This is a genomic window from Collinsella sp. TF12-2AT (genome assembly GCF_003436735.1).
In the GTDB taxonomy this organism is placed as follows: domain Bacteria; phylum Actinomycetota; class Coriobacteriia; order Coriobacteriales; family Coriobacteriaceae; genus Collinsella.
Genome location: NZ_QSQK01000018.1, coordinates 1 through 17694, shown reverse-complemented (window position 1 = coordinate 17694; position 17694 = coordinate 1). Strand labels below are relative to the sequence as shown.

At 59.5% G+C, this 17694-nt stretch carries 12 protein-coding genes and 1 tRNA gene; 5 read left to right on the top strand and 8 right to left on the bottom strand.

Translation table 11 applies throughout. The features are described 5' to 3' along the window. Positions 1-222: 222 nt before the first annotated feature. The 5 genes from DXD24_RS09665 to DXD24_RS09645 all read right to left on the bottom strand — a co-directional run bounded on the left by DXD24_RS09665 (position 223) and on the right by DXD24_RS09645 (position 5614). Complete coding sequence (locus tag DXD24_RS09665) at positions 223-1422, bottom strand: ABC transporter ATP-binding protein (RefSeq protein WP_117640835.1); 1200 nt, start codon at positions 1420-1422, stop codon at positions 223-225. Positions 1423-1490: 68 nt separating this feature from the next. Then, positions 1491-2330, bottom strand: coding sequence for a carbohydrate ABC transporter permease (locus DXD24_RS09660; protein WP_117584245.1), 840 nt, complete (start codon positions 2328-2330; stop codon positions 1491-1493). After that, positions 2330-3184: a carbohydrate ABC transporter permease gene (locus DXD24_RS09655; protein WP_055252174.1), complete on the bottom strand. Its 855-nt coding sequence runs from the start codon at positions 3182-3184 to the stop codon at positions 2330-2332. Before DXD24_RS09655 ends, DXD24_RS09660 begins: the two co-directional genes overlap by 1 nt. Positions 3185-3271: 87 nt before the next feature. After that, positions 3272-4588, bottom strand: coding sequence for an ABC transporter substrate-binding protein (locus DXD24_RS09650; protein ID WP_055252173.1), 1317 nt, complete (start codon positions 4586-4588; stop codon positions 3272-3274). Between the two features lie 306 nt (positions 4589-4894). Continuing rightward, positions 4895-5614, bottom strand: a complete 720-nt coding sequence (locus DXD24_RS09645; RefSeq protein ID WP_055252172.1) for a GntR family transcriptional regulator — start codon at positions 5612-5614, stop codon at positions 4895-4897. Positions 5615-5838: 224 nt separating this feature from the next. Here DXD24_RS09645 and DXD24_RS09640 point away from each other — a divergent pair, with 224 nt between their 5' ends. The 5 genes from DXD24_RS09640 to DXD24_RS09620 all read left to right on the top strand — a co-directional run bounded on the left by DXD24_RS09640 (position 5839) and on the right by DXD24_RS09620 (position 12541). Further along, on the top strand, positions 5839-8289 hold the full coding sequence (locus DXD24_RS09640) for a PTS transporter subunit EIIC (protein ID WP_117646610.1): 2451 nt from the start codon (positions 5839-5841) through the stop codon (positions 8287-8289). 127 nt (positions 8290-8416) lie between these two features. After that, complete coding sequence (locus DXD24_RS09635) at positions 8417-9430, top strand: polyprenyl synthetase family protein (protein WP_089573618.1); 1014 nt, start codon at positions 8417-8419, stop codon at positions 9428-9430. A gap of 139 nt (positions 9431-9569) precedes the next feature. Further along, positions 9570-10475: a peptidoglycan-binding protein gene (locus tag DXD24_RS09630; RefSeq protein WP_197032236.1), complete on the top strand. Its 906-nt coding sequence runs from the start codon at positions 9570-9572 to the stop codon at positions 10473-10475. Between the two features lie 38 nt (positions 10476-10513). Then, positions 10514-10588, top strand: a tRNA-Gln gene (locus DXD24_RS09625). A gap of 633 nt (positions 10589-11221) precedes the next feature. Next, a complete protein-coding gene (locus tag DXD24_RS09620; RefSeq protein ID WP_233502389.1) occupies positions 11222-12541 on the top strand; it encodes an IS256 family transposase in 1320 nt (439 codons plus the stop codon). Between the two features lie 436 nt (positions 12542-12977). On the opposite strand, the gene DXD24_RS09615 is transcribed toward DXD24_RS09620, so the two are convergent. The 3 genes from DXD24_RS09615 to DXD24_RS10290 form a co-directional block, all read right to left on the bottom strand. After that, positions 12978-15167, bottom strand: a complete 2190-nt coding sequence (locus DXD24_RS09615; protein WP_117646609.1) for a hypothetical protein — start codon at positions 15165-15167, stop codon at positions 12978-12980. Between the two features lie 183 nt (positions 15168-15350). Beyond that, positions 15351-17240, bottom strand: coding sequence for a carbon starvation protein A (locus tag DXD24_RS09610; protein ID WP_117646608.1), 1890 nt, complete (start codon positions 17238-17240; stop codon positions 15351-15353). 252 nt (positions 17241-17492) lie between these two features. Then, the coding region (locus tag DXD24_RS10290) for a hypothetical protein (protein ID WP_233502388.1) at positions 17493-17694 on the bottom strand (202 nt) is incomplete at its 5' end.

Below are 17694 nucleotides of genomic sequence, written 5' to 3'. Positions count from 1 at the left end.
GATGAAATGGTTAGCTCAGCGGAACCGTCTCGATCTGTAACATCTAACGTCCGAAATCGGCCCTATCCGTTACAGATCGAGACAAACGACCGGTCAGACAGTCCCAACACAAAGAAAGGCTCCCCTCTCGCCCAGTGGACGGGAGGGGAGCCTTATATGTGACCGCGGCAAAAGGATGGCAAAGCCGCAGTCGCCCAAAGGGAGGGCCTGGTTGCACCGGGCCTAGATAAGGTTCTTGCCAGATACCTTATCGAAGAGGTGGGTCGCGTTCTTCTCGAACTTGAACCAGATGGGGTCGCCCGCCTTGAGCGCACCCTTGGCCTCAAGGTCGACAACGGGAATGATCAGGACGAACTGGCCATCGGGAGCGGTCACGTGGACATGCTCGGTCGAACCCATGAGCTCGGTCACCTCGACGGTACCCTGGAGCGCACCCTCCTCGCCCTTGTCGGCAAGCAGAATCTGCTCGGGACGCACGCCGGCCGTAATCTCCTTCACGTCGCCGCCGTCCCAGTTGAGGGCAAGCTGAGCGCAGGTCTCGGGGGCGAGCGCCACGTTCATATCCTCGGTCTTGACGGTAAAGCCGTTGCCCGAGCGCACCAGCTGGGCATCGAAGAAGTTCATCTGCGGCACGCCGATAAAGCCGGCGACGAAGATGTTCGCGGGATGGTTGAAGACCTCCTGCGGGGTGGCGATCTGCTGGACGACGCCATCCTTCATGACCACGATACGGTCACCGAGGGTCATAGCCTCGGTCTGGTCGTGAGTAACATAAATGAACGTGCCCTTGATCTCATGACGCAGCTTAATGAGCTCGGCGCGCATCTGGTTACGAAGCTTAGCATCCAGGTTGGACAGGGGCTCGTCCATCAGAAAGACCTTGGGGTCACGTACGATGGCGCGGCCGATGGCGACACGCTGACGCTGGCCGCCGGAGAGTGCCTTGGGCTTACGGTCAAGATACTCGGTAATACCCAGGATCTCGGCAGCGGAGCGAACCTTGCGGTCGATCTCGTCCTTGGGGACCTTCTTGAGCTCGAGCGTAAACGCCATGTTCTCGTACACCGTCATATTGGGGTACAGAGCATAGCTCTGGAACACCATGGCGATGTCGCGGTCCTTGGGAGCGACGTCGTTGACGCGCTTGCCGTCGATGAGCACGTCGCCCGAGGTGATATCCTCCAGGCCGGCGACCATGCGCATCGTCGTGGACTTACCGCAGCCAGAAGGGCCAACGAGGACGATGAACTCCTGGTCGTGAACGGTGAGGTTGAAGTCCTCTACAGCGAGCACACCGTCCTCGGTAACCTTGAGGTTGTGCTTCTTCTCCTCGGTCTTCTTCTTTTTGCCAAAGAAGCCCTTCTTTTTTGACTCGTTGTTGGGATACACCTTCTGAACATGTTTGAGAACGATCTCGGCCATGTCTTTACCTTTCGATACGCGGCGCCGCGCTGAGAGGCGCCGCCAAAACTTGCAAAACAGTTACGGCATCAGCCCTTGACGGCACCTGCCACAACGCCGTCAATGATGTACTTCTGGCAGAAGATGTACATGATGACGATGGGGATGACGACCATCATGATGCATGCCATCATGGGGCCGAGCTCGACGTGGCCATAGCCGCCACGGAAGTACTGGATCAAGATAGGAATGGTCTTGTACTTGGTGGAGTCGAGCGTAAGGTAGGGCAGCAGATAGTCGTTCCAGACCCACATGGTCTCAAGGATGCCGACCGAAAGATAGGTGGGCTTCATAATGGGAAGGACGATCTTAAAGAACACCTGGACCGGGTTGCAGCCGTCGATCATGGCCGCTTCCTCAATCTCGAGCGGGATGTTCTTGACGAAGCCGGCGAACATAAAGACCGCGAGGCCCGCGCCAAAACCAAGGTAGATGAAGCAGATGTTAAACGGCGTGTTAAAGCCGATGCGGTCCGCGAGGTTGGACAGCGTGAACATGAGCATCTGGAACGGTACGACCATCGAGAAGACGAACAGGTAATAGAAGAAGTTCGAGATCTTGCTGTTGACGCGCACCACGTACCAAGCGCACATGGAGCAGCACACCAGAATCAGCACGACCGACGTGACCGTGATGATGAGCGAGTACATAAACGCCGAGGCAAAGCCCTGCTCGTTCAGAGCGTGCACGTAGTTTGCGAGGCCGTTGAACGTCTCGGGCGTGAGCAGATCGAACGCCGTGGTGGTGCTGATTGCGGTCGCTTTCTTAAAGGAATTGAGCGCAATCATGAACACGGGGTAGATCCATGCGAGCGACAGAATCGTAAAGAAGATCGAGAGCGCGCGGTTGATAGCCTTATCGCGTTTCATTACTGCTGCACCTCCTTGGACCTCGTGGCCTTAAGCTGGATCATAGAAATAGCGACAACCAGGATGCAGAAGATAACTGCCTTGGCCTGACCGATGCCCTGCCATGCGATGCCAGCACGCGAATAGAACGTGTTGTAGATGTTCAGGGCGAGCATCTCGGTGGAGTGCGCCGGGGCGCCACCGGTAAGGGCGAGGTTCTGGTCGAACAGCTTAAAGCCGTTGGTGATGGACAGGAACAGGCAGATGGTGATGGTCGGCATCAGGTTGGGGATCTTAACCTTCCAAAACGTCTGCCATGCCGTAGCGCCATCGACCTTGGCGGCCTCGATGTAGTCAGACGGGATGGACTGCAGACCGGCGATGTAGATGATCATCATGTAGCCGACCTGCTGCCACAGGGTCAGGATGATAAGGCCCCAGAAGCCAGCAGCAGAGTTAAGGGCGATGAGCTGGGCGCCCACGTTGGAGAGCAGGCAGTTGATCAGAATCTGCCAAATGTAGCCCAGCACGATGCCGCCGATCAGGTTAGGCATAAAGAAGATCGTACGGAAGATGTTGGTGCCCTTGAGCGCTTTGCGGGTGAGCGCCTGCGCGATGGCCAGCGCGATCACGTTGATGAGCACCGTCGACAGGAAGGCAAACGCCACCGTAAAGAAGAACGACGTGGAGAACTGCGGATCGGACAGCGCGCGCACGTAGTTCTCGATACCGACAAAGTGCGCGTTATTGATGGTAATAAACTGGCAGAACGAGAGATAGAAACCCTGGATAAAGGGAATCACGAACCCGATCATAAACGCCAGGCACGTGGGCAGCATAAAGAGCGGCCACCAGCGCTTGAGTGCTTTGCCCATAGAAGGGTCCTTTCAATATGCAGGGGGCGGGCAAACCTACGTCTGCCCGCCCCCTGTCGCTAATCAGATAGCTTGGGCAGCAACTGCTTACTCGGAAGCAGCCTTCTCGGTCTTCCAGCCATCGACGAAGGCGTTCTTGACGCCGTCCCACTTGGTGTTGTCGGCAGCATAAGCGATGAGAGCCTGCTTGAGGTTCTTCTTCCACTCCTCGGAGGGGATGTAAACGAAGTCCCAAGCGACGGTCTTCTTGCCGTCCTTGGCCATAGCAACGGCCTGCTGCGAGAAGACGTTGGTGGTCTCCTTAGCGCTCTTGAACGGGGCGGTCAGACCCATCTTGTCAGCGATGATGCTGGTGGCGGTGTCAGAAGTGACGCACCAATACATGAAGTCCTCGGTGGCCTTCTGGGCATCCTCGGAAGCCTGGGAGCTGACGCACCAGTAGTTCTCGCCGCCGGAGCACAGGCCCTGGTTCTCCTCGCCGTCGACGCCGATGTAGATCGGCAGCATGCCGAGCTGGTCGTCGGTCATACCGGCCTTGGTGAGGTCGGCGTAGGCCCAAGAGCCGTTCTGGTAGAAGACGGCCTTGCCGGTTGCGAACTCGTTGGTGGCGTCGTCACCGGTCTTGGAGGCGAGCTGCGAAGGATCGCAGGTGGAGTCGGTGATATACAGGTCGAAGATCTGCTTAAAGTTGTCGAGATACTCGCCCTTGATCTCGTCGTCCTCCTGATTGTGCTCCTTCTCGAACTCGTAGTAGAGCGGGAGGTTGGCGAGGTGCGTGGTGTAGCGCCAGCTGGAGGAGTCATCCATGCCGGCGGAAGTGAAGGCACCGTCAACGCCGAGCTCGTCCTTGCGGGCCTGGATGTCATCGGCGCAAGCCTTCAGCTTGTCGAAGGAGTTGATGTCCTCGGCCTTGTAGCCGGCCTTCTCGAGGAGCTCCTTGTTGTAGATGATGCCGTAGCTCTCCTGAACCCAGTCGATACCCAGATCCTTGCCGTCGGACTGCAGCGCCAGGGAGTCGTCGATGAGCTCGCCGCGGAGCTTGGTGTCGGAAAGATCGGCGCAGTAGTCCTTCCAGTTCTTAAGGCCGGTGGGGCCGTTGACCTGGAACAGCGTCGGAGCGGAGCTCTTGGACATCTCGGACTTGAGCTTCTCCTCGTAGGTGTTGGAGGCGGCGGTCACGATCTTGACCTCGACGCCCTTCTCCTTCTTGTACGCCTTGGCGATCTCCTTCCACTCCTTGTCGACCTCGGGCTTGAACTGGAGGAAGTAGACCTCGGCAGCGTCACCAGAAGCAGAGGAGCCGGAGCCGGCAGAACCACCGCAGCCCACGAGACCCAGACCAAGAACCGCAGCCGCGGAACCAGCAAAGCCCAGGAACTGCCTTCTGCTCATTTCGTTCTTCATTACAATCCACCCTTTCACACCGTGGCGGCACCCTTTGCCGCCGCCTTCGGAGATTGGCTCGGGGACTTTGCCCCTTTTGCTGATTTGCACAATACGCTATTTGGCTAGTTGTTTGAACAAGTATTACTAGAGCGGTAGAAAAACTTCGGTGAACGGTAATTTCAACTTGATACTTGACAAGTTTTGTATAAACAATTATTCGTTATCGAATGCAGAGAAAACGCCCGGTCAAGCCGATGCATCGTCGGTTTGACCGGGCGTTTTCTCTTTGAGGGCATGAGTCTCGTCAGGCTGCGAGCTAGCCGGCTATCGCTTGGAGTTGACGCGGTAGTGGAAGATCTCGGGGTGTGTGCGGGCATGCGTGACCTCGAACAAGATGCCGTCCGAGGTGTACGACTGGCTCTCCATAACGGCGACGCAGTTGTACTTGCCGAGGTCCAGATAGCTGCAGTCTTCATCGTTGGCGAGCTCGACACTCACCGTACGACGGCTCGCCATCACTTTGACGCCGCGCTTGTGCTCCAGATAGCCGTAGATAGAATCCGCCGCGATCTCGGGGGTCAGGCCCTTGGCGATCGACGCCAAAAAGTAGCCATGGTCCACTTGGCGCGCGCTGCCGTTGAGGCTTCGGACACGCACTACGCGAATCAGCTCCTCGCCCACCTTAAAGCCCAGGCGACGTGAGAGTTGCTCAGTGCAAATCAAATGTTCAAAAGACTTGACCTCGGTCGATGCGACGGCATTGTTGCGTTTTGCGAACTCGCCAAACGACTCAACCTCTTCGAGTGCGCCCAGCATGTCGGTTTCGCCCTTAAGCCAAATAACGCGCACGCCCTTACCGTGTATAGGCTGCACAAACATCTGGTCGGCCAGCATGCTCAAGGCGCGTCGAACGGTATTGCGCGTGCAGCCAAACTCCGCGGTCAGCTCGGCTTCGGTTGGCAGCATCTCCTGAAACGCATAGGTCCCGTTGATGATGCGCGAACGGATCTCGCGGTAGATTCCTTCGTAAATCGCTTTTGGCATGATTTCACCTCTAATGAATATGTATGGCTAGGCACGATAGCATTTCTTAAAGTTGTTTAAACCGATTATCGGTAAAGCACGGATTATTTACCGTCGACGGTTCCCCCGAAACCCAAATCGGACCGAATCAAAACCGTCAATGCGGCAAGCAGCCAGTCCTCTACAATGAGTTCATTGTTTAAACGTTCTCGCTCGCACAGCATGTTGCATCCGAAAGGCATATTATGCTGCAGAAAATCCAACGTTTTGGCGGAGCCATGTTCGCGCCCGCCATGCTGTTTTCTATATCAGGCCTCATGGTCGGCATCTCCGCCCTCGCAACGACCGTGGATATCGTCGGCGACCTCGCCGTATACGGAACCCCCTGGTACGTTTTCTGGACTATCATTCAGCGCGGCTCGTGGACGGTCTTTAAGCGCCTTCCACTCCTTTTTGCCGTAGCGCTGCCTATCGGCCTTGCCCAAAAGCAACCGGCACGCTGCTGCCTCGAGGCGCTCGTAGCCTATTTTGCCTACTGTTTCTTTTTGAGCGAGATCATTAAGCTGAGCGGAGACAACCTTGGGCTTAAGTACCCGTCGTTTTTGACCTCCGCTAGCGGCATCACCGTCATCGACGGCATCAAGACGCTCGACACCGGCATTATCGGCCCGCTGGCGGTGTCGGCAACCGTCGTCGCGATCCATGACCGCTTCTACGATGCCAAGGTTCCCGATTGGCTCGGCACCTTCTCGGGTTCCTCGCTGGTCTACCTCATCAGCTTTTTTGCCGTGTTTGCCCTTGCCGCCATCTCGGCCGCCATCGTGCCTTTCGCATACGCTGTAACCGAAACGCTGCGCCACGCACTTGCGGGCGTCGGCCCCTTCGGCGTGGGCATCTTTGTGTTTTTGGAGCGAGCGCTCGAGCCCATGGGGCTGCACCATCTGCTCTATATGCCCATCTATTACGACAATCTGGTCATTCACGACGGTATTTACGCCACGTGGACCAACCTGCTCCCCATTCTCTCCCATAGCACGCGCCCTTTAAATGAACTTGCGCCCTGGGCAGGTTTTACCGCCACCGGCTGGGGCAAGCTCTTTGGCCTTCCCGCCATCGCGGCAGCATTCTATTTCACCGCCAAACCCGAACGCCGCGCCGGCCTTAAGGTCATCCTTTTGCCCGCCATCGTCGCCTCGGTGGTCTGCGGCGTCACCGAGCCGCTCGAGTTTCTCTTTATGTTCACCTATCCCGGACTCTTTTTGCTCTACGCCGTCCTGTCCTCCTGCCTTGCCATGACCATGAACTTCTTTGGCATCGTCGGCATCTTCTCGGGCGGTCTCATGGAAATGACGGCCTTCAACTTCATCCCGCTCATGCGAATGCATGCCGGCTCCTACCTTTTGGCGCTCGGTATCGGTCTTGCCTTTAGCCTCATCTTTTTTGTTAGTTTTCGAGCACTCATCTTGGTCTATGACCTTAAGACGCCGGGCCGCGAGGATCATGTCTCCAATCGCGCGGCAATCGATCGTTTAACGGGAAGCGGCTTTGCCAAAGAGCAATCTCCCAATGGCGAGGTCAGTATTCAATCCGATCAAGATCACGTCCTCGCTGAGCGGGTAATTCAGCTTTTAGGTGGCGTTGGCAATATCGTGGGCGCAACCAACTGCGCCACGCGCCTGCGCGTCGAGGTCGCAGACCCTTCCATCGTTGCAGATAATGCGTCGTTTGTCGCGGTGGGCGCCAAGGGCCTCATCATTACGGGCAAGACCGCCCAGGTGATTATTGGCATCTCCGTTCCCCGCGTTAAAGAGCATTTTGACCAGATCATGGGCCTCGAGCCGGGATTTGTGCCCACCACCTCGGCCTCCCCTTCCGCCAGCGCAGCCCATAAGCGCGGCGATATCTGCTTCTTCGATATCGACGGAACACTCGCCTGGCAAGACCCTCGAGTGGCACAAGAGCTTCCCGAGAGCGAGCGAGACCTCTCCCCCTATCCCAATGAAGCGGTCTCGCAAGCCATCCGTGATTTTGTCGCCAAGGGCAATATGGCGTTTATCTGCACAGGGCGCACGCTGAGCTGCATCCATCCAAAGCTGCTCGAGCTGCCCTGGACCGGCATCGTCTGCCTCGCGGGTGGCTATGTCGAACTTGAGGGACACGTGATTCGCGATTTGGCGATGACGCCCGGCATGCTGCAGCGCCTTGCTCCCATTCTTGAGCAATCGGACGAAGTGATTCGTTTTGAGGGACTCAATGGCGTCGTTCGCATGAGTGCCGATGCGCCCGACGCCCCCGGATACGCCCGCACCGTGGGCGATGCAATTACGCAGCTGCAACATTACAGCGCCTACAAGATCTTAATGTCCACGTCGCTTGCCAACCGCATCGCTCAGGATCAAGCGTTTGAGCCGCTGCTCTGCTTTAACGAGCTCGAGCTCGAAGTGACCGAGATTTCGCCTCGCGAATGCACCAAGCGCGAGGGTATCCAGTCCGTACTCGACGCCCTCGATCCCCACCACGGAACCGTATACGGCATCGGCGACGCCAGCAATGACGTCTCGCTGATGAACGCCGTCGACGTTGGCATCGCCATGGGCAACGCACCGGACTTCCTCAAGGAAAAGGCCGACTATGTCACCGACAGCATCGACCACGACGGCGTCGTCACCGCGCTCGAACACTTTGGGCTTATCTAGCCAAGCCCCTACCGCACTTGCGGCCGCATGGACCAATCGTCTTCAACCGCCGCGCTCGACGCCCTAATGTGGCAATATGTTGTCTGCATAATGCAACGATGCAACCTATCAAAGAATGCGAGAACCCGTGTCCAGTCCGTTTACCAGCTTTTTAGCCCAGCACTTTGACCAGATTAACGACTATCTGGCCACGTTCTTTGACGGACAGGCGACTTCCGCCGATATCGAGCGCTACCTGTATACCCCGCTCTCGGCATTTACGGCAAACGCTGGCAAGCGCCACCGCCCGCTCATCTGCATGCTCGCCGCCACTGCGGTAGGCGGCAGCTTTGAGAGCGCCCGCAGCGCAGCGGCGGCCATCGAGCACTTTCAGTCGGGCGCACTCATCCACGACGACATCGCCGACAACGGGCAGATTCGTCGCGGCAAGCCCTGCATGCACCTTACCGAGGGCACCGGTCTTGCCATCAACTGCGGTGACCTGGCGCTCACCATGGTCACCAAGACGGTTCTCGACGACCCCACACTCAACGCAGACGTGAAGCTTCGCGTGCTCCACGAGCTTACCGAGATGATCGTCCGTACCATCGAGGGCCAGGCGCTCGACCTGGGCTGGGTCCGCGACGGGCGCTTTGACATTTCGGTCGACGATTATCTGGACATGGCGACGCACAAGACCGCGTACTACAGCGGAGCGACGCCGCTTGCCGCCGGAGCCATTATCGGCGGCGGCAGCGAAGAGCAGATTGAGGCACTGCGCGCCTTTGGGCTGCACACGGGCCTTGCCTTCCAGATTCAAGACGACCTGCTCAACTTGATCGGCACCAAGGAGGCCGCCAACAAGGACTTCCGCACCGATATCACCGAGGGCAAGCGCACCCTCGTTGCCGTGCATGCCCTGTCAGACGAGCGCTATCACGACGAGATCGAGGCAATCCTTTCCTCGGGCACCGAGGACCCTGCGCAGCTCGCACGCGCCGTGGAGATCTTCCAGGAGACCGGCTCCATCGATTACGCCCACACCTATGCGCTCGACCTGACCGCTAAGGCCAAGGCCGCTATCGAAGGCGTCGAGCTCGACCCGCATGCGCGCGAGCTCTTCCTCTCAATGGCAGATTTCTTTGTGGAGCGTCTTAACTAGCGGGGGTCATAAAACCTGTGGGCAGCGAGTTTGGGTACAAGTTGCTACACTGTTGAGTGCATGTTTATGCATTGTCTCGCGTTGTCTATCCGACACGCGCTCAAAATAGTACGAATCGTACGCCGAAAGGGGTTCGTTCATGGAACCTATTACCACGGGCATGCAGGGAGCAGCCGTCGAGGATGTTCAGTCCCGCCTTCTGCAGCTCGGTTACACCATCGATGCCGACGAGGTCGCCGACAAGCGCTTTGGCACCACCACCGAGCAGGCCGTCAGCACCTTCAGGCTCGACAGTGGCCTTGCTGCCGGTCATGCCGTCGATATCCCCTGTTGGAGCGCCCTGGTCGACGCCTCGTATAAGCTGGGCGACCGCACCCTGTATCTGCGCATGCCCAATTTCCATGGCGCCGATGTGCAGGCCCTGCAGCGCGCTCTCAACGTTTTGGGCTTTGCCTGTGGCGAAGACGACGGCTACTTTGGTCCGCATACCGAGGCCGCCCTGCAGCAGTTCCAGGAAAATGTCGGCCTGTTTGCCGACGGCATGGCCTTCCAGGACACCTACGCCTACATCAACCGCCTGCATCATGTGTGGGAGGGCAAGCCCTCGGTCACCGAAGCCGAGTCCCGCATCGGTTTTGCTCGCGCCGCCAACGTGCTCGAGCGCTTCCAGATCGCCGTTATCGGTGAGGACCCCATCGCACGCAGCGTTGCTTCGCGCATGTGGAACATCGCCACGGCAACGACCGACAACAGCGGCATGATGCTCTGCGACTCCGAGGTCCCAACCGACGTTGACCTGGTGCTCGAGATCGCAAGCGACGAGCTGCCCGCCGACGCCGCGCCACGCGCCACGATTGCCCTCGCCGAGTGCCACAACCTGGCCCAGCGCATCCGCACCGCCAATGTCGCCGCGCAGCAGAAGCCGGCTCGCATTCGCATTGAGCTCACGGGCATGACGCGCTACAACGGCACCTTCACGGCCAGCGACGCGCAGACGCTCGCCGTACGCCTACTCGACGGCGTTTGCGATGCCCTCGCAGATTAGGTAAACTAGACGAGTTGCTTTTGGGCAACACCACACATTGGGACGTAGTTCAACGGTAGAACTCCGGTTTTTGGTGCCGGCTGTTGGGGGTTCGAATCCCTCCGTCCCAGCCATTAAAACTGAGCGCCCTAAGCCCATAACGGCCCAGGGCGCTTTCTTGTGGGCAAGCGGAGGAATTCGAACCCGCAAGGGTGCGGAGCTGAGGAAACGCGAAGCGTTTTCCAGCGCAGCACGCAAGGAGCGAAGCGACGCAGCGGGGCGCGGCCGCCGACCAGGCGGACGCGGAATCCCTCCGTCCCACACCAGCCAAGAGCCCCTCACGTCAAGCAAATCGAGCCAACGCCGCCAAGCGGAGGGATTCGAACCCGCAAGGGTGCGGAGCGACGCAGCGGGGCGCGGCCGCCGCAGGCAGACGCGGTGTCGGCACTTGGGGACGCTCCTAAGTGCCGGCATTATAGGAACGTCCCCAAGTGCCGGCTCGGGACTATTTTCGAGGACCCTCCGAAGGACTGTGGCCAAAAAACGGCAAATATGAGTACTGTTACCGTTGTAGCTACATTATTTTCGTTAATAAAAGAAGATCTTAATGAGATTTATTCGCATCAAGGTCTTCCTTTAATGGTAGCGCACAGAGATGTGGTGTAAGAGGCGGGGCATGCCCCGCCTCCGCCCTTTCTTGAAAGGGAGGGGACACCGCCTAGAATTCGTCGTTGGAGTAATGAAGGTGACGAATGGAAGGAAAGGCGATGCCCCAAGAAGAGAGTGTACTGCGCCTCGGCCGCGACGAGGCCCTCGAGGCGGCGAGGCTTTGGCAGGAGTGCGGCGACGCGCGCGAGTTCGCGTGCAGGGTGCTGGGCAGCGTGATGAACGCGCTGATGGACTCCGAGGCCCAGCAGATGTGCGGCGCGAGCCGCAATGAGCGCAGTGACGGCAGGGAGAACAGTCGCAACGGCTACCGCCCCAGGTCGCTCAAGACCGCCGTGGGCGACGTGGAGCTCGAGATACCCAAGCTCAGGCACGGCACCTACTACCCCGAGGGCATGCTCGCGCGATGGTCGCGCGTCGACACCTCGGTGGCCGCCATCGTGCAGGAGATGTACGTATGCGGCGTGTCCACCCGCAAGGTCGAGCGCGTGGCGTCCAAGCTGGGCATATCCTCGCTGTCGAGCTCGGAGGTCTCGAGCCTCTGCTCCGACCTCGACGCCGAGGTGGCGGAGTTCCGCCGCCGCGACCTGTCGGGCACGCCGTGCTGCTACCTGTGGCTCGACGCCACCTACATGAGCTGCAGGGTCGGCTCGTCGGTCGTCTCGCAGGGCGTCGTGACCGCGATCGGGCTGGGCGCCGACGGGCGCAAGCACTTCCTGGGCTGCGACGTGGTCGACACCGAGAGCGAGGACTCCTGGGCGGCATTCCTCGGCGGGCTGCGCGAGCGCGGGCTGGCCGGCGTTCGCCTCGTGGTCTCCGACAGCCACGCCGGGCTCGTGGCCGCCGTCTCGCGCCTGTTCCAGGGCTGCGCCTGGCAGCGCTGCGTGACGCACCTGCAGCGCAACCTCCAGAGCGCCTGCTCGGGCAGGCCCGAGGACTCCAAGGCGGCCGTCAGGGACCTCGTGCATGCCGCGGTCTACCAGGACGACCCCGACCTCGCGCGCTGCGTGTGGGCCGAGGCGGCGCCCTGGGTGGCGTCGGTGTCCGCCAGGGCCGGCGAGGTCTTCGAGCAGGCCGAGGACTCCGCGCTGGCGTTCACGGCCTTCCCCAGGGCGCACTGGGCCAAGCTCCGCACCAACAACGTCCAGGAGCGCGCCAACCGCGAGATCAAGCGCCGCTACAGGGTCGTGCAGTCCTTCCCCTCGAGGGAGTCGATGCTGCGCCTGACGTGCGCGAGCCTCATGGAGACCGAGGGACAGTGGTCCCAGCAGCGCGTGTTCTCCGAGGCCTCGGCCGCCGAGGGCTTCGCCGAGCCCGCGGACAGGCCGGCCCCGACAGAGGGGAGGCGCCGCGCGCTCGGGCGGCGCGCCAGGGAGATAGTGGACGAGATAGTCGAGAGGCGCGGTCTCAAGAAGGAGTAATATCGGGACTTGCAGCGACGGACCTCAGGACGCTCTTACACCACGTCTGCGCGCGCCACCCCTTTAATGAACACTTGAGGAGATACGGCAGCTTATCTGCTCGATCGACACGTCAAATCACCTTAAATTTGGTCAAAATTACTGCTACTAAAAGAGTATCAGTACTCATATTTGCCGTTTATTGGCCACGGCTCTTTATAGACACCCTGTACAGCGACGGTGGTAGATTTCGGAACGTGTCCGTCAGCCCCGTTCCGAAAAGCGAGCCGCATGCAACGGCCAAGCCACGACAGGCCCCGGGAGAGCGGGGACACCGAATTAGGTTTATCGCGAGTTCCGCACGAACAGGAGGCCACTTAATGTGGCCTCCGTCGTGAGCAGGACTGTAGAGCAGGAAACCTAATTCGGTGTCCCCGCCCGTCGGGGTCCCGCGTCCCTAATTGTTGAGCATGCGGTCGAAGCTTCCCGAGTCGCCATCCCGATAGTCAGCGGTCATCAGAATCTCCTGTGGAATGCGTCCGCCCTCGCGCAGCACGTTGCGGAACTGCACACGCGTAACCATGGGCAGATCTTTGATCGTCGCCGCCAGGTTCTGCGGCACACCCTGGTTGGCAGCTGCGGGCTCGCACTCTCCGCCGGCCTTCACGCGACGCTTGTGCTCGGCAAGCATGGCGCGATACATACCGGCATGCAGGCGAATCTCTACCACATTGGCGTTACGGGTCTGCTCAACAATGCGCGCACCCTCTCGGTCGATGTCGCCCACGTAGTAGACATAGTTAAAGCGATAGCCGATCTCGGCCAGATAATCATCCAGTGCGTGCGAAACGCTCGCCTTGCAGCCACCGCCAAAGATCACGCCGCCCACCTTGGTGCCAAAAAGCTTGGCGTGCTTGCGGCCGCGCAGGAGCTTGACGATTTCGTCATAGGTGTCTAGGTTCTCGACCATAATGAACGGCTTGTCGGCGCCCAGCGTAAAGAAACCCGTAAAGTGCACAGGGCGGTTGGGGGCGACCTTAATCGCCTGCATGCTGATACCTTTTTCGGTCATACGCCGAATCAGGCGCTCGCCGTGCTTGCCGTCAAAGGCCTTCTCATCGTTAAAAATCTGGTAGGCGCGCTGGCGACGCGAAGCGACCGGCGTGTCGGCACCGCGATTCTGCTCAATCCAAGCCTGGATAATCGCAATCTCCTCGGCAATCTTGCGGTTGGACATCTCGTTGTGCTGAGTGCGCTGCGGAGCCTTTTTGCCGTCCTTGCCCTCGACCTTAACAATTTGAGTCTGCTGCTCCTTAATCTTGGAGAGCGCCATTGGCGTAGGAACGACCTTGAGCAGCTGCCTGCCCAGGACACGGGCCAGAGCAAACGCCGAAACCTCGCCATGAGCGGGCGGCTCAGGCTGCTGGGCGGCCGCATCGTTTGCAGTCGGTTTGGGCTGTGCCTGGGATTTGCGCTTGGAATCTGCCTGAGCTTTGCGCTCTTGCTTTGGCGCGGACGAGCTCTTTTGCGAACGTTCGGGCTTGTCCCCCTTCGCCGGCTGGCGCTTGGGCTGCTCCACCGGGGCCTCAGCCTTCGCATCCTTGCTTTGCGTCGCTGCATTCTCGGCCACAGTCTCGGCATTTGAGCCACGACCGCCGCGGTGACGACGACGGCGGGGCTTGCTCGAAGCGCTCTCCCCTGCCTGCTTATCGGCGGACTGTTGAGCTTTGACCTCGGTGCCAGCCGCAGACTGCGGCTCGGAAGGCTGCTGCTCGCGAGCCGCCGGCTCAACGGTTTTCTCGGTTTGTTCGGCCTTCTCGGTCTGAGCGGTCGAAGCCTGCTCGCCCTTCTCCTGACGATTTACGGGATACACGCGCCCCGCAAAACCGCGGCCGGGACGACACGAACCCGGAGCCCTCTTGGCAGACTTCTCAACATCGTCTGCAACCTCGGAAGGCTCTTCAGCCTCATGCGCGACATCCTGCTGCGCAGCCTTAAAGTGAGCACCGCGACGACGCTTGGGCTCTTGGGCCTCCATGGGCTTTTGCTCCTTCGCGGGCTTCTGCGACTCGGCAGCAACCTCGGTCTCAACAGCCTCGGTATCGAGCTCATCCTTTTGAGCCACGGCGCGACGGAAGCGCTCCTGCTGGGCACGGCGCTGAGCATCGCGCTTGCCGCCCCCGCCAAAACCGCCGCGGCCAGCCTTGGCCGTAAAGGCGCGAACGACGCTCTCGTCAAGCAGCTCGTCGGTATCGACATGCTCGCGCGGAGCTGTTTCCACCGAAGCGGGCGCCTCCACAACGTCCTCGACGGCCTCTTCGGCAACCTCGACGAGCTGCTCCTGGGCATCGTTAATCTCGGCATTAATGGTGTAAAAGGCAGGGCGGCCGTTAATGCCGCTGCCCTCAATCTTGGTAACGATCTTTGCCGCGATGAGTTCGTCGCGCATCGCCTTGGTGTCGCATTCCTTATCGACGGAGCGGAAAATCTGCGCCAGCGCGCTCGACTTGATTTTGAGTGCCTTGCGGCAGAGCAGGTCGTAGGCAACCAGCTTGGCGCGCTCAGCAGAAAGCGACGTCTGGCTGCTCAGACGCTCAGCCAGGGCATCGACATTATTTTGGTTATCGGAATATACCGTCTTGGCCACGGGGCCCCTTTCATATGTACACATATACGTCTATATGGTACAACGCACGCCCTTATCCACGCAAAACATCTGCGAGAACACCCGGGCGTCGCCCGCTTTTGCATGAAAAAAGACCGAGTCCGCGTCGTTGCGGACCCGGTCTTTCCGAGTCATATAGATGTGACGCTCAACTCGTCAGGCCGATTAGGCCTTGGCGGCCTCGGCGTCGGCGGGAGCCTCGGCAGCAGCAGTGCGGCCATACTCGGCCTTGCCCATCTCGGACCACTCGGGCTCCTCGTCGGGCATGGAACCGGCCTCCTTGCCGAAGAACTCCTTGAGGCAGTTGACGGCAACGATAAGGCCCAGGACCATCAGCAGGACGGCGAAGACGAGCTGCAGGCCCTTGGTGGCGGCGACGGAGACAGCAGCCGTGGTGGCGGTAGCCGGGATGGTGCCGAAGAAGCCGTAGGCCTGGACGGCGGTCATGCAGCCCATGGCGCTCTGGACCAGCGAGGTGAAGGTGCAGCAGAGCAGGAAGACGACGGGCACGTAGAGCATCCAACCCTTGCGGCCGGTGCACTTGCAGAACACGGCGAGGGTGATCATGGTCATACCGCCGAGCAGCTGGTTAGAAGCACCAAAGAGCGGCCAGATGTTGGCATAGCCGCCAAAGGCGAGGGCGAGGCCAGGAAGCAGGGTAACGACCGTAGCGAACCAGGGGTTGCCGAGGACCTTCATGTAGCCGGCCTTGGACTCGATGGCCAGGGCGTCGTTGGTCTGGGCAAAGAACTCGGAGAACGAGGTGCGAGCGATGCGGGCGACGGCATCGAGCGAGGTCAGGGCCAGAGCGGAAACGTTCATGGTCATGAAGACGGTTGCGAGCGTGCCGTCAACACCGAAGGCCTGCATACCGCGGGAGATGCCAGCGGCGAAGATCTGGAACGGGGTGGAAGCGACGCCGGCGTTAAGGGCGCCGGTACCGGCGGTGTTCATGTCGGAGAACATGATGCCGGCGACGATGATGGCAAGGATGCCGACGAAGGACTCGACGATCATGGCGCCGTAACCGACCTTGACGGCGTCCTGCTCCTTCTCGACCTGCTTGGAGGAGGTACCAGAAGAAACGAGGCTGTGGAAACCGGAGAGAGCACCGCAGGCAACGGAGACGAACAGGACCGGGAACATCATGCCCGAGGCATTGCTAAAGCCGGTGAAGACCGGAGCGGTGATGGTGGCCTGGCCGTTAGCGCCCAGGACGACGATACCGAGGACGGCGCAGACGATCATGACGATCATCATGATGGAAGTGAGGTAGTCGCGAGGGGTCTTGAGCATCTGGATGGGCATGGCGCCAGCGAAGACCAGGTAGACCATGACGACAGCGAACCACTGGAACTTGTCCAGGTAGACCGGGAACTGCATGCCGACGGCAAACATGAGGACCATGAGCACCACGCCGGTGACGAACTCGGCAGCGCCGGTGAGGTTGAACTTCTTCTGGGCCCAACCAAAGGCCATGGCGACGAAGGTGAACAGGATGGAGATGGTGCCAGCGCAGCCAGCGGCATAGGACTTGGTGAAGTCGACGGCACCGGTAGCAGCACCAGAAGCGTCAACGGCCGGAGTGAACATGAACGTCTTGCAGACCATGTCGGTGAAAGCGGCGATGACGATGATGCAGAACAGCCAGCAGAACAGCAGGAACAGGCGACGGCCGGTCTTGCCGATGTACTTCTCGATGAGCTGAGCCAGGGACTTGCCGTTGTTCTTCATCGAGGCGTACAGGGCGCCAAAGTCGTGGACGGCGCCAAAGAAGATGCCGCCGACGAGGACCCAGAGCACGACGGGAAGCCAGCCAAAGGCCATGGCGACGATCGTACCCGTAACAGGGCCAGCACCGCAGATCGAGCTGAACTGGTGCGAGAACGCGGTGAAGGCGGAGACGGGCGAGAAGCTGTTGCCGTCCTTCATGCGCTTGGCCGGCGTAAGGGCCTCTTTGTCAACGCCCCACTTGTTGGCCAGCCATCGGCCATAGCCCAGATAGCCGCAGGCGAGCACCGCCGCGGCCACAACCATGAGCAAAACTCCGTTCATTACATTTCCTCCTCTAAAAAGAACTTCCTAGACATAAAAAATGAGGGCCGTCGGTTGCGCTCGACGGCCCTCATCTTCATCAGCCGCCCGTTATCGTACGGGCTAGCTGTATGTGCTAACCCGCATCAGATAATTACTACGCTGATAATGTTTAGCTGATGCGTGAACATGTCTAAGAAATCCTCTTCAATCATGATGTGAACGATCCGTGCGTGTTCACATCCCCCAGTGGTTGAAAAGGAGTATGAAACTTTAGTTACCTAAAGTCAACGCAAATATGTAATGAATTTTCAACTTTTTTTGAATTTCTCGGTATAAAACGCCACTGACCTCGGACTTTACCCGACAAAAGTTTTTGCATGAGAGATGCCCCTGAGAGCCGCGGGAGCCGGGCGGCGCATATGAACTTTCCTGCTCTACAGTCCTGCGCAAGACGGAAAGCACATTAAGTGCT